General features: G+C 36.5%; 2 protein-coding genes. Both read right to left on the reverse strand.

The genetic code is table 11. From position 1 onward, the window contains the following. Positions 1-45: 45 nt before the first annotated feature. Positions 46-1,392 (reverse strand): tRNA (N(6)-L-threonylcarbamoyladenosine(37)-C(2))-methylthiotransferase MtaB, encoded by a 1,347-nt coding sequence (gene mtaB / locus BW926_RS13995; protein ID WP_076447953.1) that lies wholly within the window; start codon positions 1,390-1,392, stop codon positions 46-48. Between the two features lie 130 nt (positions 1,393-1,522). Then, the coding region (locus BW926_RS14000; RefSeq protein ID WP_228403464.1) for a DUF1572 family protein at positions 1,523-1,930 on the reverse strand (408 nt) is incomplete at its 5' end.

Raw genomic sequence — 1,930 nt, forward strand, 5'->3', positions numbered from 1 at the left:
ATCTCTCATGAAGTAATATTTAAAAGTGGAAATTTTGAAAAGAAACTAAGCTTTTGCTAAAAAACTTTCGTAAGAAGATTGCACAGAAACTGTGCCATCTGACAGGATTTTTTCTAAATTCAGAAATTCGATTTTATTGACTGATGCTTGGTCAAAATCTTTCTGAACTCTCACATAATTTTCTGTGAAGCCAAACATTTTTCCGTCTTTATTTTCATACTCCCAAAGTACAGGAAGTGTTTTTCCAAGCTGAGACTGATAAAATGCCATCTTTTTCTTTTCAGATAAGATTCTCAGCATTTTGTTACGTTTTTTTCTTTCAGCAACAGGCACTACTCCATCCATTTCAGCAGCTTCCGTATTTTCTCTTTCGGAATAAGTAAATACGTGGAGATAAGTGATCGGAAGCCCATTCAGGAAATTATAGGTCTCCAGGAATTTTTCTTCAGTTTCACCGGGAAATCCAACAATTATATCAACACCGATAGCCGCATCAGGCATCACCTCGCGGATTTTATTTACTCTGTCGTTATATAATTTGGTTAAATAACGGCGTTTCATTTTTTTCAATAAATCATCACTTCCCGATTGCAACGGAATATGAAAATGGGGAACGAATCTTCTGCTTTTAGAAACAAGCTCGATGCTTTCGTCCTTTAAAAGATTAGGCTCAATGGATGAGATACGGATTCTTTCGATTCCATCAACTTTATCAAGCTCAGAAATTAAATCTAAAAAAGTATGCTCATGCCTTTTATTTCCGAATTCTCCTTTTCCGTAATCACCAATATTTACACCTGTAAGAACAATTTCCTTAATATCTTTTCCAGCAATTTCTTTAGCATTTTTAAGAACATTCTCAATGGTATCAGATCGCGAAATCCCTCTTGCCAATGGAATCGTGCAGTAAGTACATTTGTAATCACATCCGTCCTGGACTTTCAAAAAAGCTCTGGTTCTATCACCAATGGAATAGCTTCCGATAAAGAAGTCTGTCTCTTCAATTTCACAGGAATGAACTATACCTTCGCTTTCGGATTTTTCCAAATCGTCAAGATAGCTTAGAATATTGAATTTTTCTTTAGCTCCTAAAACAAGGTCAACCCCTTCAATCTGTGAAATCTCTTCAGGCTTCAGCTGCGCATAACATCCCACAATCACCACCAACCCGTCCGGATTGGCTTTCATGGCTCTTTTTACGTGAAGCTTACACTCGCGGTCGGCATTTTCGGTTACGGAGCAAGTATTGATCACATAAATATCCGCCTTCTCATTAAAGCTTACTTTATCATAACCGGCATCTATAAGTTGACGGGCAATAGTAGATGTCTCCGCAAAGTTGAGTTTGCAGCCAAGTGTATGAAATGCTGCAGTTCTTTGAAAAGTTGACATTTATGTACTCCTGAATTTTATGGGTGCAAAGATAGTAATTTTAAATGATTTTTAAATTGATTCAATCTATTGATTATATTCATCTCTTACTTCCTTCGGAGCTGTTTTGAAAACCAACAGTTGAAGACTTCTAACCGGATTCATTTGCAAACCTAGTCTTAATTTCAGAATTAAACTCACTGGACTTGTTTCTGGCAATGGAAAGGGTCTTCCAGTCATCATTTTTCATCATTTTTGCGATATAAACGATCTGCCCAATGTGATAAGGATAATGTGCAAGCTGACGGAACACCGCATCAATTACAGAATGCGCTTCGCTCCTTATATATATTGTAGCATATAAATTTTCGTCATTAATTTGATTAAGGGCTTCAAAAAAACATTTCCAGCCTTTTTCCCAATAATCAATAACCTGCTGTTTATTGCTGAAGTTATTCACAAATTCTTCGTCACGGTTCCGCCATGGTTTTTCGCCATCGTCCTTTAAAAAATCAGTCCATCTTGAAAGCATATTTCCGGCAATGTGCTTTACAATAAT

It is taken from the genome of Chryseobacterium sp. RU37D (assembly GCF_900156075.1).
Classification (GTDB): domain Bacteria; phylum Bacteroidota; class Bacteroidia; order Flavobacteriales; family Weeksellaceae; genus Chryseobacterium.